Origin of the sequence: Lysinibacillus sp. NPDC097231 (assembly GCF_044761885.1) — a bacterium.
Classification (GTDB): Bacteria; Bacillota; Bacilli; order Bacillales_A; family Planococcaceae; genus Lysinibacillus.
This window is the reverse complement of record NZ_JBIWDH010000007.1, coordinates 84,050-102,938: the sequence shown is the minus strand read 5'-3', so window position 1 is coordinate 102,938 and position 18,889 is coordinate 84,050. Positions and strand designations below refer to the sequence as shown.

Genomic DNA, 18,889 nt, shown 5'->3' with positions numbered 1-18,889 from the left:
TATTAATGTATTGCTTATTTTAAGAAAAAAAGGAAAAGAAAAGGCCTGAGTCCATTAGTAATCGGGACTCAAGCCGCTAAGTGTATTTTGATTATTTCCACAGTCTATTTGACAGGTTAGACAGCCCTGTTTTTTTGATTATTGATGTTTTTGTTGGAAAGCTACCATGAAGTCGCGTAATGCTTCACAGGCCTCTAATGGTACAGCATTATAAGTAGAAGCACGGCAACCACCTACAGAACGATGTCCATTTAGTCCAACGAATCCTGCTGCTTTTGCTTCAACAAGGAATTGCTTTTCAAGCTCTTCATCAGTGACACGGAAAGTAATGTTCATTAAAGAACGGCTTTCAGGTGTTGCATGACCTTTATAGAAGCCATTACTATTGTCGATAGCATCGTAAATTACTTTTGCCTTTAATTCATTATGCTTCGCAATTTCAGCAACGCCGCCTTTAGATTCCACCCACTTTAATACTTCACCTAACATATAGATACCAAAAGTTGGAGGTGTATTGTATAAAGAGTTGCTGTCAGCATGTGTTGTGTATTTTAACATTGTAGGGATATTTTTATTTGCCTTTTCTAATAGATCTTTACGAATAATGACAACTGTTACACCTGATGGGCCAAGATTTTTTTGAGCCCCGGCATAGATAAGACCAAATTTGCTTACATCAATTGGTTTTGAAAGAATATCACTAGACATATCCGCAACTAACGGTACATTACCTGTTTCAGGGTATTCCGTCCATTGTGTACCGTAAATCGTATTGTTTGAAGTGATATGGACATATGCATCATTTTCATTGAACTGAATGTCGGCTAACGCTGGGATATTACGGTATTGGTTTTCTTTTGTACTAGCTGCTTCAACAGGCGTACCAAAAAATTTAGCCTCTTTGAATGCTTTTTCAGACCATGAGCCTGATAATACGTAGCTTGCCTTTTGATCTGCTTGAAGGAAGTTCATAGGTACCATAGTGAATTGAAGACTTGCTCCACCTTGAAGGAAAAGAACTTCATAGTTTTCTGGGATAGCATAAAGCTTTTTTAATAAAGCAATTGCTTCATTATGTACTTCATCGAAAATAGCACTGCGATGGCTCATCTCCATAATTGACATACCTGAATCACGGAAGTTTGCTAATTGCTGTTGGGCTTTTTCTAATACTTCTAGCGGTAATGCTGATGGGCCTGCGTTAAAATTGTATGCACGTTGTGTCAAAGTGGTACACTCCTTGTTTTGTTTAATAAGGTGAAACTTCAATCAGAGAAGGAGGTTATTCTTCCTCCGCAGATTTCTAGTCGAACCATGTGCTTCAACGGTAGCTAATCGCCTATAACTGACCTTCTATCTTGAGGGCGGCGACTTATCGATCGTTAAAGCGGGATAAAAGCACTTTACTGGATTATAACGCAATTTTCAAGAGAAAAAATAAAATTCTCAATATTTAAGCAGAATAACGTCAGGCTTGCAACAAATTGTACAAAATTAAGTTAAATTCATCTAGCTTTTTTGATTTAAACACGAACGAACAAACGTATAAATAGGCGTAAATTGATTTGTCTTTCGTAATTTGTACCCTGGAAGTTAATTGAATCAATAAAATGTTCGTGTTTATTTGCGGGGATAGATTTAATTGTAAGCTTCTTTGTAATCATATTCTACTATGAAACCAAGCTTAATGGGGCAATGAGGCTCTTATTCCTTATTTCCTACATAAACCAAGCAATTTCGGTATAATGGAGTGTGACTATGTGCAAAGGGGTGTTTGAATGTTTACAGTAGAAGAAGCATGTTTGATTGTCGTTGATGTACAAGGTAAGTTAGCGACAATTGTAGACGAGAGTGAAGAAGTGATTCACAATATATCCAAGTTGGTACAAGCAATGAAAGCATTGGAGGTACCGGTTTTATGGCTAGAACAAAATCCAGGTCGTTTAGGTGGTACTGCCTTAGATATTGCTCAACATCTTCAAGGGCAACCAATAGCGAAAATGGCTTTTAGTGCTTGTCAGGAACAAGAGTTTGTTGCTGCATTGAAGGCAAGTGGTCGTTCTCAATTTATCATTACGGGAATCGAAACGCATATTTGTGTATACCAAACTGCACGACAACTGAAAGAACAGGGACTAGAGGTAGAAGTTGTTGTAGATGCAGTGTCCTCTCGTACCAAAGGCAATAAAGAGATAGGTTTAGCAAAGATGAACGCACTTGGTATTTTACCTACAAGCACGGAAATGATTTTATATGAGTTACTACAATGTGCAGATCATCCGCATTTTAAAACGGTGCTACAGCTAGTAAAATAACAAAGAAGCTGGGACATAACTAAATGGTTCCTTTAAAGCCGAAATAATCTCTAAATTAATAAAACATGATAAATAGAAAAACCGAACTATTCCGAAACACTTCATGAGCGTTTTATTGGATAGTTCGGTATTTTTGTTGGCTGAAACACTTTTGTCTCAGCATCTTTTTGTTATTATGCGGGCATATCAGTAGGCGTTGGTTTGGCATAGCCTTCTTTATATGTGTCATCAATTGTTTGGCGAATTTCTTTGAGACTCATGCCATCTTTATGCATTTTTGCCGATTGGACAGCGATTTCAAGGCAAACGATACAGCGGGTACCGTGATCATCCCAGACGATAGATCCATCCTTACGCTTTTCCTGAATAAAGCAGTTTAGATTACTTTTGTGTCCAACTGATTCACCACAGCCACAATAGCATGGTATCCACTCTAGAATTTCTGTTGACTGTCCAGCGATTTGATACACTAAGCGAATATTTTCAGATTGATTCTCTAAAAACGATGGTAATACATCAGCTGATGCAGTTTCCTCCTGTATATCTCCAGAAGCATGTTCATGTCCTTCATGTGAAGCTTCTGTCTGCGTTTCGTTGTGATTTTTTTCAACACTTTGTTTATCTTTACCGCAAGCACTTAACACTAATAACGACATAGCAAAAATAAATATAAGTTTTTTCAAAAAAAGCGCCTCCTACATGTTTACAATATTTTCATTATAACATTGTTCCCCTTAACATTTATAGGAAGCGCAGGCGGAAATCAATGAAATATATCTGACCCGCGTGTTTTGTTCATCAAAAGTTCCATTTTCTCACTTAGTAATTTTTTTAAGAAGAAACCAAATAATATAAAGGTTAGCCAGAAGCAAGATAAAAAGGCAACATCAACCCATACCTTTGTCCAAATAATACCTCCAACTGCCTCACGCATCATTTCTATAGCGTAAGTAAAAGGTAAAAATGGATTTATTATTTGGAAGAACTTCGGTAGTAATTCAACAGGATATGTGCCGCCAGAACCTGCAATCTGTAGTACTAACATCACAATGGCTAATGCTTTTCCAACGTTTCCAAATACCGATACTAGTGTATAGACAACCGTAACAAACGTTACGCTTATAAAAAGCCCAAATAATATAAAGTTAAAAGGTGCACTAATTGATCCATCTAAAAGAACATAATCTCCAATTGTAATAATGAGTGTTTGTATAAATGAAAAAGTTGCAAATGTTAATAAACGTCCAAAGTATATTTCACGAATGCCGTACTGAGTATTACTGTGAATATCTACAGATAAAAGTGAAATTAATAATAAACAACCAACCCAGATGGAAAGCACCGTGTAAAAGGGTGTCATGGCTGTACCATAATTAGCAATTGGAAACATTCTATGCTCCTCGAGCTTAATAGGCTCTTCAAAGAAATTTCGCTCAGCATTCACATCATTTTTCAATAATTGAACGATTTCGGAAATATCAGCTTCACTTTCTAATGTTCGCAGCTTATCTGCAAGACCTCGAATTTTTGCGCTGAGAGTTGGAAATTCAGATTGTACTTTACTAATGGTCTTATTGGCCGTATCTAATGAATTCTTGGCATCTGTCAAACGATCTGTTGCTTGAGGGATGAAATTTTTTACATCCGATAACATAGATGAAGCATTTGTTAAAGTATTTTTCGCAGTAGACAAGGTCGTATGAATATGCGGTTCTAGCTGATCGTTATAATAGGTCAGAAATTGATTAAGATTGTTCGCAGCATTTTGTGCAACACTTTGAACATCAGCGATATCTTTTTTAATCGTTTCTATATCAGTTTGATCTAACTGCTTTATTTTACTTAAGGTATCTGTTAACGAAGTATCTAATTGATTTAATGATGTTAGAGCATTTAAAGAATGATCGATTAAACTAGGATTGGCCTGTAAATCTCCATGTAAGGCTTCCAGTTGTTCAATGACTTTATTATTTGCGCCATCAGTATTGCTTTGCTGAAGTGTAGTAATGATGTTTTGCAGTGTGTTTTCTAGCTGCTTACGCGCCTCAGCATCAGCTTGCGTTAATTTTTGAAGTGCTTCAAGTGTTTGAATGCTATTTTTTATCTTCTCACGAGATGTCTCAAGCTGTTTTTGGACTATTTCTTTTGTTTGCGTAATGGTAGCTGTACTCGCATTAGCATTTTGTAGCTTCTCTACTATTTCTGAAAAATGTTGAGCAATATTTTGTACAGTTCCTAAATCCTTTTTTATGGTTGGAGATAGCTGGTTGAACAATGTCTCAGCTTCATTCATTAGTTTTAAACCCTGTTGAATAGTTGTTTGACCATCATTTGTTAATTTTTCAACCTCAGGTATTTTAGTCATTGTATGGTCTAATAATGTCTCAGCTTCTTTTCCACCTTGAGCGGTTTTTGCTAAAAACGTTTCAATATCAGGAAGATGTTGTTCAATGGTAAAAACATAACTTTCAAATTTTCTAAAGTCAGGAATATCTTTTTCCATCTCAACACCGATCGTATTAAAAATGGAGAAGAGTGTTCCGTTGACAGTTGATACAAATTCACTAGAAACTTGCTGGGTAAGGACACTGGCACCTTTACTAGTAATTTTGGGTGCAATTGGATTTATTTTTTCATTTACATAATAATCGATATTTGCTTTTGTTGGCTGATTCGAAAGTATTGAGGTTAGTTTTTGAGAAAAATCACTAGGGATCACAATCAACGCAAAATAGTCCCCATTTTTTAAATGATCAATGGCTTTTTCACGAGATGTAAACTGCCATGCAAAGTTTTTATTTGCACCTAAATTATCTACTACCTCATTTCCAACGTTAATATCTTCTCCCCTAACATTCGTTCCTATATCTTCATTGACAATAGCAATTTTCATATTGGTCGTATGCGCATAGGGATCCATAGAGGCATAAATATTGAGCCACGCATAAAGAGAAGGTAAAAAGATGAGTCCTCCAATAATGACAGCAACTACCCAGTTTGTTAAAATATTATGGATATCGCGTTTATAAATTTGAAAAACATGTTGGATAGCGAGTTTCATATTAACCACTCCACCTTCGTATTAAGTTTTATATATGTATCTTCCCAAATGTGAGATAAATTATGTTTGAATTGCGGGGAAACTTATTTTCAAAGACAAATTAGTTTACTAGGTTTTAAAAACACTTTATAATCATTCGTGAATGCACTAAAATTAGGGTATTTTTAGTGTAAAAAAGGAGGAGCTCATTTAGTGAAAAAACTACTAATTATTGGTGCAGTTATTGTTGTGTTATTTGCAGCAATAATTGTGCTAACAAAAGTATCAAACGATAGCAAATTAGCAAGCGCAAATAATCCTTATGGCGACAAAAAATTAAAGCAAGAAACAATTGACCAATTGGATGATGAAAATTACCAAAACATTATGTTACCTGATGAGTTAGAAGCTAAGATCAAAGCGGGTGAAGATGTAAATGCATACTTCTTTAGTCCAACGTGTGTGCACTGTCAAGCTTTCACGCCAATCTTAATGCCAATTGCTAAAGACCTTGGGATCAACATTGCCCAACTCAATGTTTATGAATATGGAGATCTATGGGATAAATACAATATTGAAGCGACACCAACTTTCATTCACTTTGAAGACGGCAAAGAAGTTAACCGTTTTGTAGGGGCTTTAAAGGAAGAGGATTTACGCTCTTTCTTAAATACAGTAGTATTAAAGAAATAGGGAAAGCTAAGACTGTATCAAAAGTTATTTTTGATCAGTCTTTTTTATTTTTGTAGTGTATACTAAATATACTGAAAAGTTATACACTGGAGGTATATTGAATGACATTGGATGATTATTTTTATAATGGAGAGCTAATGAAATGCTATGAGGCTGCTAAGCAGGTGACAGATGACACAGAGAAAGCATTAGCTGATAAATATATTAAATTATTGGAAGAGTATGATTTTGCTAGCTATCCAAAGCCGACGCTAGCAGTAGAGATTCAGCATGCGGAACGTGCAGATGAAAGCTATCCTGAATCGGATGCCGTTGCAGAAATCCGTGCGATTAAAGATGAAGAAGCATTTTCTCAGCGCATAAAGGAACTTGAAGAAGTCGCTAAAACTGGCATGCCAATTCAAAAGGCACAGTCATTTTTTACACAGGGTGAATTGTTTTTGTTTGCACATCATTACAATGAGAGTGTCCATTGTTTCAAACAAGCAGTAAAAGAAAGCCCGAATAAGGCTTTATATTGGGGTATCACAGGGCAAACGATGCATCGTTTCGGCTGGATGCCATTCGATGCACTTGGTTATTTAGAGCAAGCTATTACCTTAGATCCTAAAAATGCGCGCTGGAAATGGAATAAAGCGCTTGTCCTGATTCAATTAGCGAAGGATTTACAGATGGCACCGTTTATAGCAAATGCAGCGATAACGTTAGAGGAGGCGCTAGCTGTTTGTGACGAGCATCAACGATCGTTAAAGGATGCTATTCAAAATACAATAGATAATATGGATAACTATGTATTTTCATAGCAGCTAGAAGATGTCTCAAAAAATTGAGGCATCTTTTTTAGGGAAATTTAGGTAAGGAAGCATTCATAAAGAAACAATTTTCTCACATTGTTTTCACATAATGACTATCTATTCTAATTAGTTTGATTGAAAAGTCGATATTTCATGGTAATCTTATAGTATAATTATGCCAAAATTATTTGATGAAAAAATTGTCATAGAAATAGGATATTTTTAGATTAAGGAGGGGAGTTATTGTGTGGAAATTTAATGAGGATTTTCCGTTTATAAGGAAAGGTATTCAATTCATTCTAATAATGATGATTCTTTTAATCGTTATTGGCTTAGGTAGTGATACGTTTTATGGAATATTTGGTGAGAACAACTATGTAACGATTCATTTAATGATGGAAATTCTCATTATTGTGGTGACAATGACCATTTCGATTCAGACGTGGTTAATTTCGCCCTTTATTTTGTCTAACAGAGTTCTCTATATAGGAGCTTTATTTTTAACGATTAGTTTAATCGAAATGGCTCATACACTCTCCTATAAAGGAATGCCATTTTTTATTACGGAGAGCACACCTTATGCTGCAACATGGTTTTACATAATAGGTCGATTACTACTATCAATCGGCTTTTTTGTTATTTTTTTCATAAAGGAAAAGGAAATTGGTACAACCTATCGTTGGTTTATTTATAGTATGCCATTCATAATAATCATTATTTGTTCAATGGTCATATATGCACCAACGAAAATATTACCATCACTTATGATCGAAGGTGAAGGCCCGACAAGCTTAAAGAATACTTTACAATTTATAGCTGTGCTATTTCATTTAGCGATTATGGTTATCTTGTTTAAATATTTTAAAGCAGCGCCAAAAATTGTATTTTTATTGCTTGGTAGTGCCATTTATTTAATCATGAGTGATTATCTTTTTACAATTTATCGAGATGTATATGACATTAAAAATTTTATTGGGCATATTCTCCAGTTGAGTGCTTATTATTTTTTATTTAGAGCTATTTATTTTTCATCTATTGAACAACCTTTTCAGCAGTTGATCGATACACAAGAACATTTAGAAAAGTCTCGTGAAAAAATGCATTTTATGGCATATCATAATGAAGTTACGGATTTGCCAAATGATCGTTTTTTAATGGAATCATTAAGAGAAAATTTATACATATCAAAATCACAAAAGGCTATTCTTGCTATTGGTATAGAAAGAATTTCTGCTATGAAAGCTTCTTTAGGGAGTACATATGCAGACCAAATGATAGGTCTCATAGCGCAAAGGCTAAAAAATGTTTTACCAGAGAAATATTTATTATGCATACTGAGAGAAGACTATTTTGTCGTTTTTGTAGATGACGTAAATAATGTTAATGAATTAACCAAACTTAGTCGGCAGTTGCAATCTGTTATGGAAGAATCATTCCAAATACAGCATTTTTCACTAAATAGTCAATTAAATATTGGTATTGCATTATTTCCAACAGATTCTTATAAGGAGGAGGAGCTTGTTAGGTTTGCACTATACGCTATGCATGAGGCACATAAAACACCATCGCGTATACAATTTTATGAATCGCCAATGTCTAGCGGAATGACTGAACGGCTTTTATTAGAAAATGATTTACACGATGCCTTAGACAATCAAGAGCTTTTTTTAGAATATCAACCGCAAATAGATTTAAAGTCGGGTCAGATTTCGTCTGTAGAGGCTTTGGTTAGATGGCAGCACCCAAAGAAAGGGTGGATTTCCCCTGGAGTTTTCATTCCAATTGCTGAGGAATCAGGATTAATTATTCCAATTGGTCAATGGGTGTTAGAAACAGCCTGTAAACAGGTGAAGCAGTGGGAAGCTGCTGGATTGCCACCGATTAAAGTAGCGGTCAATCTATCATTAGGTCAACTCTTTCAGCAAAATTTAGTTGAAATGATCCAACATGTGCTTGAGAAAACCCATTTAGAGCCACAATATTTGCAGCTAGAAATAACCGAAAGTATGAGCATTCATATCGATCATATGACGACTATCTTAAAGCAATTAAAGGCACTTGGTGTTACTATCGCGGTAGATGATTTTGGAACAGGCTATTCGTCATTATCTTATTTAAAGGATTTTCCAATCGATTGCTTAAAAATAGATCGTTCTTTCGTTCAAAAAATTAAATCTGATTCTACTGATAAAGCATTAGTAGATATGATTCTCTCTATGGCAAAACATCTACAGCTTAAAGTGGTTGCAGAGGGAATAGAGGAGCGGGAGCAGTTATCTTATTTAGTAGCAAGCAAATGCGACACAGTTCAGGGCTTCTTATTTAGTAAACCGATACCTCCTAATATTTTACAGGAAAGCTACCAAACGCTTCACAAAAATGCAAAAGGTATTTTAGATACCATTACGGCACTTGAAGCATAGAGCTTTCTCCCGCTTTAACGGCTGTATCGAAAGCGAATCGTCAGGTACAATATGTTCCACTTTATAGAACATCCTCGTTTCATGGTATAACGGGGATGTTTTTTTATTGTTAACAGATAGGAAACACTAAATATATTCAGACAAACAGATAAAGTGAATTGCTTTAAAAAGAAAACCCTATTTTTGGATAGTATTCCAATGTAAACGATTTATATTTTTCTTAATATTCACAAAATAATAACAACTTTTCTAGTTCTTGATGAGAATAAGTTTTGTGGCGTTGACTTTACTCAAGTGAAGTAATATAATTTTCAAAGTTAAATTGTAAGAATAGTTTTGCAATAAAAATAAATTCGATAATTTATGAACGTTAATATGAATCTTATGAAAAGAGGAGTTTGATTAATGGATATTATGCAAAAAGCTGCAGAAATGCATAGAGAAGCACAGGGGAAAATGAGAATTGTTGCGAAAGTACCTGTACAGGATACATATGATTTAAGTCTAGCGTATTCACCAGGAGTTGCACAGCCTTGTATAGAAATCGAGAATAATCCTCAGGCTGTGTACGATTATACAATCAAAGGGAATTTAGTTGGAATAGTAACTGATGGAACAGCGGTACTTGGGCTAGGTGATATAGGACCAGAAGCTGCACTGCCTGTAATGGAAGGAAAGGCTATTTTATTGAAACGCTTTGCAGATGTAGATGCGTTTCCAATTTGTCTTGCTACAAAAGATGTAGATGAGATTGTGCGTACTGTTAAAGCGATTGCGCCAACATTTGGGGGCATTAATCTAGAGGATATTTCAGCACCACGCTGTTTTGAGATAGAGGACCGTCTACGCCAGGAATGTAATATTCCAGTGTTTCACGATGATCAGCATGGTACGGCTATCGTTGTAGGGGCAGGCTTATTAAACGCTATAAAAATCGTCAACAAAAAACCAGAGGATATGAAAGTAGTGATAAATGGTGCTGGTGCGGCAGGTATTGCTATCTTACGTCTTTTACTTCAGATAGGCTATAAAAATGTGGTTATGTGTGATACAAAAGGAATTATATATGATGGTCGTGAAGAAGGCATGAATAGCATTAAGGCGCAAATTGCGAAATTGTCAAATCCACAAAATCTTCAAGGTACATTGGAGGATGCCATTACAAAAAGTGATGTCTTTATCGGCGTTTCAGTTGCCAATCTGTTAACAAAAGCACATATTGAATCTATGAATGCAGATCCAATTGTCTTTGCTTTAGCAAATCCTAACCCTGAAATTACATACGATAATGCTCGTGCGTGGGGTGTTCGAGTGATGGGGACTGGTCGTTCCGATTATCCAAATCAAGTGAACAATATGCTTGCCTTCCCTGGTATTTTCCGTGGTGCATTAGATGTTCGAGCGACAGATATTAATGAAGCGATGAAGCTGGCAGCTGTAGGGGCGATTGCTTCATTAGTATCAGATCAAGAGTTATGTGAAGAATTTATCATTCCAAAGTCATTGGATGAGCGTGTTGCAGGTGTCGTAGCCAAAGCTGTCGGAAGTGCTGCTATCGAATCAGGCGTTTCAGTGTTATTCCAACAACCAACATTGCAGGCTTAAGCGTTGCCCGTTTCTTTATATTCTACAATCATGGTATGATAGTGAGGCAATGATTTGTAGATATAAAGGACGGGTTTTTTTATGGCACAAGAAGTGGCAAATAAGTTTATTGAAAATGTATGTTATCATTTAGTGCGTAATATGAATGTGATGTCGGTTGAACAGCACTTTAAAGAAACCATCGAAATGCAACGTGATTCGGCACAATCTCAAATTGATTTTTGGGATAGACTTATGATGAATATGCTGTATTTTACTGAAAATGAGCAAGTTTGGGAACATGAATTTTTGAAAATGCTTGAAAAGAAAGAGTGGTTAATGCCAACAGTTCTCGAGGAAGAGCTATTGATGCATCAAATGCGTATTCGTCAGCAAGTCGCTGAACAAATGGATGCCGCAAAAGAACTATTCCATAAGCAATATGAAACAGCAGGCATGACAGAGGAAGATATTGTATATGATTATGCCTATAGCTCTGCTGGACATTCAATGCGCATAGATTTGTTAACGGTACTTGTCTCAACACCAGAGCAATCAAAAATACTTTTTAATGCAGATCCACAAGAAACGATCCGTATTATTAACGGCTATATAGCTTATCATATAGACAGCATTATCAATAAAACAAAATTAATCTAGTTTGTCTTAAGAGAATATGAAGTTCACCTGAAAGGAATTTTATTTAATGAATACACCATTTACATTTAAACATACACAACCTACGACAATGGACCCGAATAAAAAATATCCAGCGATTTTTTTATTGCATGGGATGGGTAGTAATGAAGATGATTTACCACAATTAGTGCAGGATTTTAAAGAGCAATGTCATGTTTTTAGCTTACGTGGTCCAATCACACAGAAGCCTGGCTACGCTTTCTTCACAATCCAAGAGGTGGGTAAACCAGATCGAGAAATTTTTGATAAAGTTTTAGTGGCCTTACAAAGATTTATGTTAGAGGCAATTGATGAATATCAAATTGACCCACATAAAGTATACGTGCTTGGCTTCAGTCAAGGGGCTGTTCTGGCACAGTCGCTTGCCTTTGTTATGGGGAACTTAATTTCAGGTATAGTAGCATTAAGTGGCTACACGCCAAAATTCGTAACAGAAGAATATGCAATTCGCTCAGTCAATCATTTACAGGCATTTATCTCTCACGGTGACTATGATTATGTCATCCCATCTCAATGGGGAATTGAAAGTAAAGAGCTATTTGAACAATTTGGTGCAAATGTGATATTTAAACAATATCCAGATGGTCATGGTGTTACTCCTGAAAATATAAGTGATCTTACAGCATTTCTAGCGCAGGAATTACAAGAAAATATTTAATAAAATGAAAAGCCGAGACATGATAGGTCTCGGTTTTCATTTTAATCTTTATTAGGTTTAAAGCTAAGCTATTACGATAAGCTGCGGTCTTTGTCAGTCACGGCAGCAACTGCATCATGAATAGTTGTTTCAAAATGATTGCTTTGTAATGACGACACGCCCTGAATAGTAGTTCCGCCTGGCGAGCAAACTTGGTCGACAAGTGCCCACGGATGTTCCTGTGATTGTAAAATCATTTTTGCACTACCTAGCACTGCATTTGCTGCGATATCAAGTGCCATGCTTTTTGGCATACCTTCACGTACAGCCGCACGTGCTAATGCGTCAATATACATATAGGTAAATGCTGGTGAAGCACCACCAATCGTTGTGAATATGGAAAATAAATGCTCAGGCACTTCGATAATTGTACCAACTGTTTCAAACAGTGAAATGACACATTGAAGGTGTGCATCTGATACCTGTTCACTTGCTGTATAGCAGCTTGTAGAAGCACCGATGAGAGCGTTAATATTTGGCATGACACGAATAATAGGGGTAACTTCAGATAAATACTCTTGTAAGTATGTAATATTTTTACCTGCAGCAATGGAAACAATAACATGGTTGCTATGCAAATGTTTTTTCACCTCTGGTAATACATCTGGCAGCATTTGGGGTTTGACTCCAAGGATAATGACGTCACAATTTGACATAATATCTGCAATAGAGCTTGCTGTTTGAATACCATAGGAGGTTGCTAATTTTGTGGTTTTTACTTTGGTGCGATTATAGCCATAAATAAAAGTAGAATCGAAATCTCCGCTTTTGCACATTCCTTTAATGATGGCTGTAGTCATATTTCCGAGGCCGATAAATCCGTATTTCACGTGGTAGACACTCCTTTATTTAGTTAAAGCATACACATAAGTATAGAGCAGATTGTTTTTCTTGAATAGCAATATGCAGGAATCAAGCCAATTAGGTTCAAATTCACGTCAGACGGTGGTATCATAGAAGATGTTGTGAAATCGACAATGAAGAGATAAAGGAAATCATGTACTTTATGTGAACATGAAGACAGACTCTATCTAAAGAGGTAAAATAATAATTTGATATGATTAATGCAAAATTTGTCGCTTTCTATCGGGTAAGCGTGTAGAAATTATGAGAGAAAAGGAATTAAAATGAATGGAACAAAATCTAAAGACTGAGCAGCAATCACAACTTTCCGAGAAATCTTCAGGGAAGTCCTCACGCTCTACTATTTTAGCGCAGACAGTCAAAACAGGAATTATTAAATCAAATTTAATTCCTATGTGGGCTGGTTTAACGCTAGGGATGTACAAAAACAAAATGACTTTTGTAGAAAATATACCTGAAATTATTTTTGCAACGATCGGTTCGGCATTTGTTATTGGCGCTGCTGGGGCATTTAATAATGTCTATGATCGAGATATTGACGCTATTATGCCTCGTACACAAAGTCGGCCAACCGTAACAGGTGAAATGTCAGCGAAATCTACGTTGATATTAGCTATTGCCCTGCTCATTATCGGGACAGCTGTACTAGGACTTGCTTCGCCACTAGCTGCAGCATTTGGCCTCCTAGGTGTATTTTTATATGTAGTACCGTACACAATGTGGACAAAACGACGCACTATATATAATACGGAAATCGGAAGTATAAGTGGTGCGGTACCACCTTTAATCGGTTGGGCTGCAGTTTCTACGGATATTACACATCCTGCCATACTTGGCCTATTTTTTGTCATGGTTATTTGGCAAATGCCTCATTTTTATGCAATTGCCATTCGTAAACATGCAGATTATGAAGCGGCAAGTGTTCCGATGCTTCCTGTTGTAAAAGGAATGCGACGTACTTATTATCAAACGAACTTTTATTTAATTTTATTGATCTTATCAAGCTTCTTATTCGGAACTTTAAGTGTTGGCATTATGCTTGTTGCGCTATTGCTTAGCATTGCATGGCTTGTTATGAGTATTTACGGCTATCATAGTAACAAGGATCAAATTAAATGGGCGACCAAAATGTTTGTTTTCTCACTGTTCCATATGACCATTTTATTTTCAACAGTGATTGTCTACTCTTTAGTAGGTGTTATCTTTAAATTGTATTAGAACTTTCATTTAGAACGAAAAGCCAACAAATTATTTTATACTTGTTGGCTTTTCGTTTTCCACTGAGATGATTTGACGACTTGGCCATTCTAAAGCATGTAATTGACCTCCAAAAACAGCGCCACCATCAATACCAATGATATTATTTTCACCAACATAGACACTGTAATCTGTTGGATTCTGGTGAAGTCTGTAGGTAGGAGTATGACCAAAGATTACCGTTTTCTCTCCTTGATAACCGACATGAAATTCATCACGAATCCATAAAAATTGCATTGGGTCAGTTTCAGTCAAAGCTACTCCAGGTACAACTCCACCATGTACAAAAATGGCATCCTCTAATTCAATATAAGTGCCAAATGTTTCGATAAGTTGTAAATGTTCTTCGAGCTTTGATAAAGTCTGAATAAAACTAGATAATGTATTGTTTTGAATGGCTTCCTCAAAATCATCTAGATGATAGCCATAGCTGGCAAGTGTTGCATCGCCACCACAAAGTCCAACCCAATGACTCCAAGGTTTAGGATGACCTGAGCGACAGGCTTTTAGCATAATGGCTTCATGATTTCCTAAGAGAACTTGTGCACCCTTTGCTTGCAATTCACCTACTAAATTTAAAACACCACAGGATGCAGGCCCTCGATCAATATAATCTCCAAGTAAAAATAGCTGATCTTGCATAGTATCATAATTAACTTTTATTAATAATTCTTCAAAAAGTTCTAATTCCCCATGTATATCACTAATTGCCAATTTTCGACCCATAAAAAGCATCCTTTCCAATATAAGAACAGTTACTAATAAGTATAGAGAATAGTTCAGCAAAATTCGACTGGTCTAACTTCCCTAGAATAGAGTAGTTGTGAAGTTATCACTCCATACCAAAAGTTTCTAGTTTCACTTTAGCATATGATAACGTGATTCCATTTCTTTATTCATTTGTCTAGAATGTTGGAAAATCCTTTTTGGCTACGAAAAATTGCTCGCGATCTATTTATCATTATTTTAAGTGTACGGGAATTATATAGCTTGTTCACTATAAGGAGTCGTTTAAAAACGAAGTGATATTGCTCAAAGAGGTTTAAAAAGGCGTTGTTCAAAGGTGAGGGGAATAGTGTTATGTAGAAGCAAAGGAAATAAAGGAACTATATTGCCTCTCGCACAAGTATCAGAAGGATTGGCAAACTTCCTCTCTAGTGCGAGTATTTGGCAAACTAACATTGAATTAGTCGTTAAGCTTAGCCCATTCTTCCTTAGCTATTTGCTCGTCAAATGTTGAGAGAAGTCGGTAGTTGTTTGCATCTAATATTCGAAAATGCTGACTAATAACGTTCTGCTGTAGGCGATACCCATTGTGCTCATGAAGACTTTTCCACCATATGTATCCACCCATCGTTTTTTCCTTAGGCAGTAATGTTCCGTTGTTAATGATTAAGTCAACAAGCTCGAGTGGGTCACCGCCAAGTTCGTGTTGTAAAATTGAGCTTTCCCGGCATAATGCACAGACTGCAACCGCTGTGGTCCAACCAGTTTGAATACGACCTTTTTCAATTTGAACAAGTGTTTTTTTGGACAGTCCTAGTAAATCACTCATCTGATCCTGTGTTAAATCTTTTTCTGTACGGATTAATTTCAGTTTTTCTGAAATGAGTGTGATTAATTGTTCACGATTCATCCAAACACCCTTTCTTTCAGATAGTTAAGAACAATTATACCTCAAGTAAGAAAGAGGTGCTTTTGAATTTCCTACAAGTTAAGTTATGTAATGTGAAACAGACTGGCCAAAAATTGCTTTGAACAGTCTGTTTCATGTTTAAATCTCGTATTTTTTAGTGTCAGAAATAACGCGGAAATGGATTCCTTTAATTTGAGCACTTACTTTGTGACGTAGTGTATCAATATCTACTAACTCGTCTTTATCATTGACACATTCAGCGATTTCTTGTAATAACATCGTAAATGCCTCTTTAAAAAGTGTGCGCATATTATCAAAATCTAGGCTACGGAAGTTTCCGTCAATATCAAATGCCTCTACAGAATTTAATTGCTTTGAAGCACCAGCAAAGCGATCATCGTACACTGTATAGTTTTCATCTGTAACAACAATAATATATAAAACTTCACCGGTAATAGTTTTTAATTCGATGTTAGTTTTGTGTTTTTTGACGTCAGTAATAATGTGAATACCGTCAGAATGATAAAGTTTAAACAATTTCATATGTGATGCCCCCTGAAAATAAAATCATATTCATATTTTATTATAAAGGGATATGGCTAATAATGGAATAAGACAAAAGTATTTGAAAAACTATTACAGCCTTATTTGAATAATAATTGTGAAGCTAAAATTGTTATAAACTATTAAGAAAATCGTACAGTATTATAAGATTTCTGTTACAGTAGGTATAACTTTGCGAAGGGGACGAACCTCGATGTAATGTATCTGATGACCTTGCTGTTCAAAAATACTAAATACATACGGAGTTAGCTCAATATTTTTTGTTGCTTTAATGCCATTATTCACTGTTAAGAACCAACCGCCCAATGTTTCGACTTCCTCTGCATCAAGCGTTATATTTAGTAGATTTTCAACGTCCTCAACGAGCATTTTTGCATTTAATATATAGTGACTGTCACTTACTTTTCGGATTTCTGCAATTTCGTCATCGTCAAATTCATCACGAATTTCACCAACAATTTCTTCTAAAATATCTTCGACTGTAACTAACCCGGATGTTCCACCATATTCATCCATTAAAATGGCGATATGAATTCGCTCTTTTTGCATACGCACAAGTAATTGTTGAATGGGAATGGTTTCGATCACCCGAATCACAGGATTAATGAATTCCTCGAGGTTTAAAGAATCGTCCGTTAACTGCTCAAGCAAACCATGTGTAAACAATTCCTTGGCGTTGATAAAGCCTAAAATATTATCTCGGTCACCGTCATAAATAGGATATCGAGTATATTTTTCAGCGGCAATAAAATGAATGATGTTAGTAAATGATTCATTTTTTTCAATGCCAACAATTTCTGTTCGAGGAACCATAATTTCGCGTGCAATACGCTCGTCAAATTCAAAGACATTATTTACAAACTTTAGCTCTGTTTTATTGATTTCACCACTTTTAAAGCTTTCAGATAGCAATAATCGCAACTCTTCCTCTGTATGGGAAAGCTCATGCTCAGAAGCAGGCTTCATGCCGAATATGCCAACTAATACTCGAGCTGAACCATTTAAGAACCAGATAAATGGATACATCACTTTATAGAACAGCATAATGGGCTTGGCAAAAAGAAGTGTAATCGTTTCAGCCTTTTGAATCGCAGCAGTTTTTGGGGCTAGCTCGCCGACAACAACGTGTAAAAATGTTGCAATGGCAAAAGCGCTACCAATTGTGAAAATCGTCATATACTTATCCGAAATGCCAATCATTGCGAAAAGTGGATGTAGCATAAATTCAAACGTTTTTTCACCGACCATCCCGATACCAAGGGCTGTTACAGTAATACCAAGTTGACAGGCAGATAAGTACTCATCTAAATGGCTCACAACATGCTTAGCAGAAATGGCTTTTTTATTACCCTCTAAAATCAATTGGTCAAGCCTTGAGGAACGTACTTTTACAATGGCAAATTCTGTTGCCACGAAAAAGCCAGTTAAAGCTAATAAAATGATAAAAATCGATAAGTTAAGTATGGTCTCCAAATAGTCGTTCTGTATAGACAGAACGTCACCTCCTAATTATGAATAAGTAAAAGTAAAGATTGCATGAGTGCAATACTTTCGGGTGAAACATTTTTTTTAATCGTTTCAATTCTTATATTGTCTTGCTTGTTCATTTTTTCTAGTAGAGAAGTTACATCATGTTCTAAGTCTTGCATTTTTATACGTAGCATTTGTACATCGATTTCTTCATACGGTGTGATGTTTAGTTGGTGTTGAATTTCTACAAGTGAAAGACCCTGTTGTTTGCGTTGCTCAATAAATTGAAGTCGGTCAATCATTTTAATGTCATAGTAGCGATAATTTGATGTAGAACGTTCTGCTTCTAACAGGCCAATGTTTGTGTAATAATCGATTGTTCTTTTTGTAATACCTGTTTTTTCAGCAAGTTCGCCAATTTTTAATTTCTCTGTCCCAATGCAAACACCTCCGAACCATCACGTGATACTTTGATTATAACGTGCTGGTTTTATAGATTTCAAATTAGCGGGCCTAATATTTCAAAATTGTAAGATTTCTATAGAGGTAGGGGCATTATGGTTAAACGAAGAAAAAATAGCTTTTCTAACAACGAAATGTTAGAAGAGCTACGAAGTTTATCCCGTATGAACTGGCAGTAAGACTCCATAAGTAGGAGATCAACTGCCCGTAAAAGCCCGATTGGTACGGGACAACAAATGTTTTCTGCGCGAAAGCAAGGAGGCAGCGGCAAATGTTTTCTGCGCGAAAGCAAGGCGGCAGCGGCAAATGTTTTCTGCGCGAAAGCAAGGCGGCAGCGGCAAATGTTTTCTGCGCGAAAGCAAGGCGGCAGCGGCAAATGTTTTCTGCGCGG

17 protein-coding genes are annotated in these 18,889 nt (G+C 36.1%); 8 read left to right on the top strand and 9 right to left on the bottom strand.

The window, feature by feature from the left end:
• Positions 1-138: 138 nt before the first annotated feature.
• Entirely contained in the window at positions 139-1,227 is a 1,089-nt protein-coding gene (gene serC / locus ACIQXF_RS06850; protein WP_402780492.1) for a 3-phosphoserine/phosphohydroxythreonine transaminase, read from the bottom strand.
• A 551-nt stretch (positions 1,228-1,778) separates the two neighbouring features.
• Here serC and ACIQXF_RS06845 point away from each other — a divergent pair.
• Complete coding sequence (locus ACIQXF_RS06845) at positions 1,779-2,315, top strand: hydrolase (protein ID WP_402780489.1); 537 nt, start codon at positions 1,779-1,781, stop codon at positions 2,313-2,315.
• 173 nt (positions 2,316-2,488) lie between these two features.
• On the opposite strand, the gene ACIQXF_RS06840 is transcribed toward ACIQXF_RS06845, so the two are convergent.
• On the bottom strand, positions 2,489-2,998 hold the full coding sequence (locus ACIQXF_RS06840; RefSeq protein ID WP_402780486.1) for a PCYCGC motif-containing (lipo)protein: 510 nt from the start codon (positions 2,996-2,998) through the stop codon (positions 2,489-2,491).
• 80 nt (positions 2,999-3,078) lie between these two features.
• Complete coding sequence (locus ACIQXF_RS06835) at positions 3,079-5,376, bottom strand: YhgE/Pip family protein (protein ID WP_402780483.1); 2,298 nt, start codon at positions 5,374-5,376, stop codon at positions 3,079-3,081.
• Between the two features lie 192 nt (positions 5,377-5,568).
• Between ACIQXF_RS06835 and ACIQXF_RS06830 the strand changes: the two genes are divergently transcribed.
• The 6 genes from ACIQXF_RS06830 to ACIQXF_RS06805 all read left to right on the top strand — a co-directional run bounded on the left by ACIQXF_RS06830 (position 5,569) and on the right by ACIQXF_RS06805 (position 12,206).
• Complete coding sequence (locus ACIQXF_RS06830; RefSeq protein ID WP_402780480.1) at positions 5,569-6,048, top strand: thioredoxin family protein; 480 nt, start codon at positions 5,569-5,571, stop codon at positions 6,046-6,048.
• A gap of 101 nt (positions 6,049-6,149) precedes the next feature.
• A complete protein-coding gene (locus tag ACIQXF_RS06825) occupies positions 6,150-6,851 on the top strand; it encodes a tetratricopeptide repeat protein (RefSeq protein ID WP_402780477.1) in 702 nt (233 codons plus the stop codon).
• A 236-nt stretch (positions 6,852-7,087) separates the two neighbouring features.
• Positions 7,088-9,265, top strand: a complete 2,178-nt coding sequence (locus ACIQXF_RS06820; RefSeq protein WP_402780474.1) for a bifunctional diguanylate cyclase/phosphodiesterase — start codon at positions 7,088-7,090, stop codon at positions 9,263-9,265.
• A gap of 405 nt (positions 9,266-9,670) precedes the next feature.
• A complete protein-coding gene (locus tag ACIQXF_RS06815; protein ID WP_402780471.1) occupies positions 9,671-10,870 on the top strand; it encodes an NAD(P)-dependent malic enzyme in 1,200 nt (399 codons plus the stop codon).
• An 81-nt stretch (positions 10,871-10,951) separates the two neighbouring features.
• Positions 10,952-11,509: a hypothetical protein gene (locus ACIQXF_RS06810; protein ID WP_402780469.1), complete on the top strand. Its 558-nt coding sequence runs from the start codon at positions 10,952-10,954 to the stop codon at positions 11,507-11,509.
• Positions 11,510-11,555: 46 nt separating this feature from the next.
• Positions 11,556-12,206, top strand: coding sequence for an alpha/beta hydrolase (locus ACIQXF_RS06805; RefSeq protein WP_402780467.1), 651 nt, complete (start codon positions 11,556-11,558; stop codon positions 12,204-12,206).
• 71 nt (positions 12,207-12,277) lie between these two features.
• Here ACIQXF_RS06805 and proC read toward each other — a convergent pair whose 3' ends face one another.
• Positions 12,278-13,075 (bottom strand): pyrroline-5-carboxylate reductase, encoded by a 798-nt coding sequence (gene proC / locus ACIQXF_RS06800; RefSeq protein ID WP_402780465.1) that lies wholly within the window; start codon positions 13,073-13,075, stop codon positions 12,278-12,280.
• A gap of 301 nt (positions 13,076-13,376) precedes the next feature.
• Between proC and cyoE the strand changes: the two genes are divergently transcribed.
• Entirely contained in the window at positions 13,377-14,327 is a 951-nt protein-coding gene (gene cyoE / locus ACIQXF_RS06795; RefSeq protein WP_402780463.1) for a heme o synthase, read from the top strand.
• Between the two features lie 30 nt (positions 14,328-14,357).
• Here the strand turns inward: cyoE and ACIQXF_RS06790 are convergent, their stop codons facing one another.
• The 5 genes from ACIQXF_RS06790 to ACIQXF_RS06770 form a co-directional block, all read right to left on the bottom strand.
• On the bottom strand, positions 14,358-15,092 hold the full coding sequence (locus ACIQXF_RS06790) for a metallophosphoesterase (protein ID WP_402780461.1): 735 nt from the start codon (positions 15,090-15,092) through the stop codon (positions 14,358-14,360).
• Positions 15,093-15,552: 460 nt separating this feature from the next.
• Positions 15,553-16,002, bottom strand: coding sequence for a helix-turn-helix transcriptional regulator (locus tag ACIQXF_RS06785; RefSeq protein ID WP_402780458.1), 450 nt, complete (start codon positions 16,000-16,002; stop codon positions 15,553-15,555).
• Positions 16,003-16,140: 138 nt separating this feature from the next.
• Positions 16,141-16,545 carry a hypothetical protein gene (locus ACIQXF_RS06780; RefSeq protein ID WP_402780455.1) on the bottom strand — a complete coding sequence of 135 codons (405 nt, stop codon included), beginning with the start codon at positions 16,543-16,545 and terminating at the stop codon, positions 16,141-16,143.
• A gap of 162 nt (positions 16,546-16,707) precedes the next feature.
• Positions 16,708-18,039: a hemolysin family protein gene (locus tag ACIQXF_RS06775; RefSeq protein WP_402780453.1), complete on the bottom strand. Its 1,332-nt coding sequence runs from the start codon at positions 18,037-18,039 to the stop codon at positions 16,708-16,710.
• 32 nt (positions 18,040-18,071) lie between these two features.
• Complete coding sequence (locus tag ACIQXF_RS06770) at positions 18,072-18,455, bottom strand: MerR family transcriptional regulator (protein WP_402780594.1); 384 nt, start codon at positions 18,453-18,455, stop codon at positions 18,072-18,074.
• Between the last annotated feature and the right edge of the window lie 434 nt (positions 18,456-18,889).